The sequence below is a fragment of the Nocardioides sp. CF8 genome, from assembly GCF_000389985.1.
In the GTDB taxonomy this organism is placed as follows: Bacteria; Actinomycetota; Actinomycetes; order Propionibacteriales; family Nocardioidaceae; genus Nocardioides; species Nocardioides allogilvus.
On sequence record NZ_CM001852.1, the window covers coordinates 15,236 to 19,282 of the forward strand.

A 4,047-nucleotide genomic window follows, 5' to 3' on the forward strand; every position below is an offset into this window, starting at 1 on the left:
GGGGAACCGCGGGAACCGCCCGCCGCGGCCGCCGACGTCGGCGAGCGCAGGGCGGCGGCGAAGGCCGACCCGTCGGCGTACCGCGCGGCCGGATCCTTGGCGAGCGCGCGGGTGACGACCGCGGCCAGGTCGGCGGGGACCGACGACGGGAGGGCCGGGACGGGCTGGCGCACGTGGGCGACGGCGGTGGCCACCGAGGTCTCGGCCGTGAAGGGCCGCCGACCGGCCAGGCACTCGAAGGCGACGCAGCCGAGGCTGTAGACGTCGGAGGCGGCCGTGGCCGAGCGCCCCTCCGCCTGCTCGGGGGAGAGGTAGGCGGGCGTGCCCATGACCTGGCCGGTCTCGGTGATCGCCATGCCGTCGGCCGCGCGGGCGATGCCGAAGTCGGTGACCTTGATCTGCCGGTCGGGCGTGACGATGAGGTTGCCGGGCTTGATGTCGCGGTGCACGATGCCGGCCCGGTGGGCGGCGCCCAACGCGTCGGCGGTCTGCGTCATCAGGTCGCGGGTGACCTCGACGTCCATCGGGGCACCGGGGCGCAGCAGCGCCGACAGCGGCTGGCCCTCGACGAGCTCCATCACGAGGTAGGGACGCGGCGTCGCGGAGCCGTCGAGCGGCGAGGCCTCGCCGAAGTCGAAGACCCCCGCGATGCCGGGGTGGTGCAGCGAGGCGGCGTGCTGCGCCTCGCCCTCGAAGCGCCGGCGGAAGGTCGCGTCGTCGGCGTACTCCGCCTTCAGCAGCTTGATCGCCACCGGCCGGTCGAGCGTTGTGTCGCGACCGCGCCAGACCTCGCCCATGCCGCCCGTGGCCAGCCGTGAGACGAGGGCGTAGCGGTGGGCGTCGTCGGCGAAGCTCCCGTGCTCGGGGATGCTCACGAACCCATCACCGCCTGCATGATCGCCTTCGCGATCGGGCCGCCGAGGCTGCCGCCGGCGATCTCCTCGCGCGCGGTGTCGCTCGCCTCGACCATCACCGCGACCGCGACCTGCGGGTCGTCGGCCGGGGCGAAGGACACGAACCAGGCGTACGGCGGACGCGAGTCCGTCGACTGGGCCGTGCCCGTCTTGCCGGCGACCCGGACGCCCGGGATCGCGGCAATGCCGGCGGTGCCGTCGTCGACCGTGGCCACCATCATGTCGGTGAGCTGGTCGGCGGTGGTGCTGGAGATGGCCCGCGAGTAGGTCGACTCCTCGGTCTTGTCGAGCAGAGAGGCGTTGGGTGCGCGGACCTCGTCGACGAGGTAGGGCCGCTTGACCTCGCCGCCGTTGGCGATGCCCGCGGCGACCATCGCCATCTGCAGCGGGGTGGCGGTGACGCTCGACTGGCCGATGCCCGAGAGCGCCGTCTGGGGCGCGTCCATGTCGGCCGGGTAGAGCGACGATGCCTGGCCCGGGAGGTCCTCGAGGGAGGTCGAGTTGAAGCCGAACGCCTCGGCCTGCTCGGTCATGGCCTCGGTGCCGAGCTCGTTGGCCAGGGTCAGGAAGCTGACGTTGCAGGAGACCGCGAGCGCCTGGGTCAGGGTGATCTTGTTGCCGCCGCAGCTGCCGCCCTGCCAGTTGCCGACCTTCGTGGTCGACTGCGGAAGCTGGAACTTCGCGCCGCCGGGCACGAGCGAGTCCTGGTCGTAGTTGCCCGACTCGATGGCCGCGGCAGCGGTGATCAGCTTGAAGGTCGAGCCTGGGGGCAGGGTGGTGCCGATCGCGCGGTTGATCAGCGGGTTGGCGGGGTCGTCCTGGAGCTGGTCGGACGCGTCCTCGACGTCGCTGAGGTCGTGGGAGGCCAGCAGGTTGGGGTCGAAGGTCGGGCTGGACACCATCGCCAGGACCTTGCCGGTGCTGGGCTCCAGCGCGACGACCGCACCCTTCGCGTCGCCGGGGAGTGCTTGCAGCCCGTCCCACGCCGCGTCCTGGGCGGCGGCGTTGATCGTCAGCTCGACGTTGCCGCCCTGCGGCTCGGTGTTGGAGAGCATGTCGACGAGGCGGGTGACGAACAGGCGCGAGTCGTCGCCGGAGAGCACGTCGTTCTGCGAGCGCTCGATGCCGGTCTGGGAGTAGTAGGAGAAGTAGCCGGTGATGGGGGCGTACTTGAAGGGCTGGGCGTAGGTGCGCTGGAACTTGTACTTGTCGTCGACCTCGACGCTGCGCGCCACCGTCTCCTTGCCGACCAGGATCGCCCCGCGCTCACGCGCGAAGGCCGCGGTGATGACCCGGCGGTTCCGGGGGTCCTCGGCGAGGTCGTCGGCGCGGACGTACATCAGGTAGGTGGAGTTCAGCAGGAGAGCCGCGAACAGCAGCAGGCAGAACATCGAGATCGTGCGGATCGGCTTGTTCATCGAAGTCTCACCACCTGGGTGCTCTCGCTGTCGGAGTCGTCGTTGACGTCGGTCATCCTCGGGATCGGCCGGCGCGCATGGTCGGAGATGCGCACGAGCAGCGCGATGATCACCCAGTTGGCGACCAGCGACGAACCGCCGTACGACAGGAAGGGTGTCGTGAGGCCGGTGAGCGGGATCAGGCCGGTCACGCCGCCGATGACGACGAAGACCTGCAGCGCGACGATGCTGGCGAACCCGACGGCGAGCAGCTTGCCGAAGCCGTCGCGCGAGATCAGCGCGATCCGCAGCGCCCGCTCGACGATCAGGCCGTAGCAGAGGATGACGGCCATGACCGCGGTCAACCCGAGCTCCTCGCCGATCGCGGCGATGATGTAGTCGGACTCGGCATAGATGATCCGCTCCGGCATGCCCTCGCCGAAGCCGCGCCCGATCAGGCCGCCCCAACCCATGCCGAACATCGCCTCGACCGGCTGGTAGCTGCCCGGCGAGGACTCGTAGTAGTCCATCGGGTGCAACCAGAAGTTGAAGCGGTTCTGCACGTTGCCGACGAACGTGTAGGCCGCCAGCGCGCCGGCTCCGAAGAGCAGCCCGCCGACGATCAGCCAGCCCGGGCGCTCGGTCGCGACGTAGAGCATCACCAGGAACAGGCCGAAGAACAGCAGCGAGGAGCCGAGGTCGTTCTGCAGGACCAGGATCATCATCGAGACGCCGAACATGGCCAGGATCGGGCCGAGGTCGCGACCGCGCGGCAGGTCGACGAACAGCACGCGCCGACCCGCGAGGGCGAGGGCGTCGCGGTGCAGGACGAGATAGCCGGCGAAGGCGACCACCAGCAGCACCTTGGCGACCTCGCCGGGCTGGAAGCTGAAGCCGGCGACGTAGATCCAGATGTAGGCGCCGTTCTTCTGCCCGCCGATGACCGGGAGGAAGGGCAGGAGCAGCAGCGCGATGCCGGCCAGGCCGGAGGTGTAGGTCAGCCGCTGCAGGGTGCGGTGGTCGCGCAGCAGCACGAGGGTGGCGATGAACAGCAGCACCCCGAGCGTCATCCACGTGAGCTGCTGGGTCGCGAAGGTGTGGTTGTCCTTGCCCGCCGCCTCGTAGGCGAGGTCGAGGCGGTGGATCACCGCGAGCCCGAGCCCGTTGAGGGCGGCGACCAGGGGCAGCAGCACCGGGTCGGCATAGGGCGCCACGAGGCGTACGGCGATGTGGGCCGCCACGACGAGCGCGGCCAGCCATCCGCCGTACGCGACGATGTCGGTGGGGATCGTGCCCTCCACGCCGAGGCCGACCGCGGCGTAGGCGCCGATGCCGACGACGAGCGCGATCAGGAGCAGGAAGAGCTCCGCGCCGCGGCGACGTCGGTGCACGAAGCCCATCAGGGTTCCGGACTGGCTCATTGAGGCAGGTCCTGGCGTGCGGCGTAGTTCTCGATCGTGGCGCGCGCCTCCTCGAGGTCGGTGGCCTCGATCCCGCTGACGACCGAGTCGGCGTCGTAGTCGCTGAGGTTGGCGAGCTCGACGTCGCTGATCTCGTAGGGGTGGGAGACCTCGATGCCGGGGATCTGCGCGTTGAGGCCGCGGAAGATCGCCATCCGGCCGTCCTCCGCGCCGACGTAGAACTGGCTCTGGCTCCATGACCAGGCGAAGGCGAGAGCGATCCAGGCGAGGCCGAGCACGATGCTGGCGGCGAGCAGGCGTCGCAGCCAGGTGTAG

General features: G+C 70.5%; 3 protein-coding genes and 1 pseudogene. All 4 read right to left on the reverse strand.

Going from position 1 to position 4,047, the window contains the following annotated elements:
- A partial coding sequence (locus CF8_RS00080; RefSeq protein WP_232211554.1) for a serine/threonine-protein kinase occupies positions 1–875 on the reverse strand: 875 nt, incomplete at its 3' end.
- On the reverse strand, positions 872–2,332 hold the full coding sequence (locus CF8_RS00085; RefSeq protein WP_010831111.1) for a peptidoglycan D,D-transpeptidase FtsI family protein: 1,461 nt from the start codon (positions 2,330–2,332) through the stop codon (positions 872–874). The genes CF8_RS00085 and CF8_RS00080, both read right to left, overlap by 4 nt.
- Positions 2,329–3,732 (reverse strand): FtsW/RodA/SpoVE family cell cycle protein, encoded by a 1,404-nt coding sequence (locus tag CF8_RS00090; RefSeq protein WP_036489889.1) that lies wholly within the window; start codon positions 3,730–3,732, stop codon positions 2,329–2,331. The genes CF8_RS00085 and CF8_RS00090 overlap by 4 nt, the downstream gene beginning before the upstream one ends.
- Positions 3,729–4,047: pseudogene (locus CF8_RS00095) on the reverse strand (PP2C family protein-serine/threonine phosphatase); the annotation flags it as partial. The pseudogene CF8_RS00095 and the gene CF8_RS00090, both read right to left, overlap by 4 nt.

Excerpts from the sequence above, each read along its gene's own strand:
- CF8_RS00085 (WP_010831111.1), bottom strand. The coding sequence starts at position 2,332 with ATGAACAAGCCGATCCGCACGATCTCGATGTTCTGCCTGCTGCTGTTC.
- CF8_RS00090 (WP_036489889.1), bottom strand. The coding sequence starts at position 3,732 with ATGAGCCAGTCCGGAACCCTGATGGGCTTCGTGCACCGACGTCGCCGC.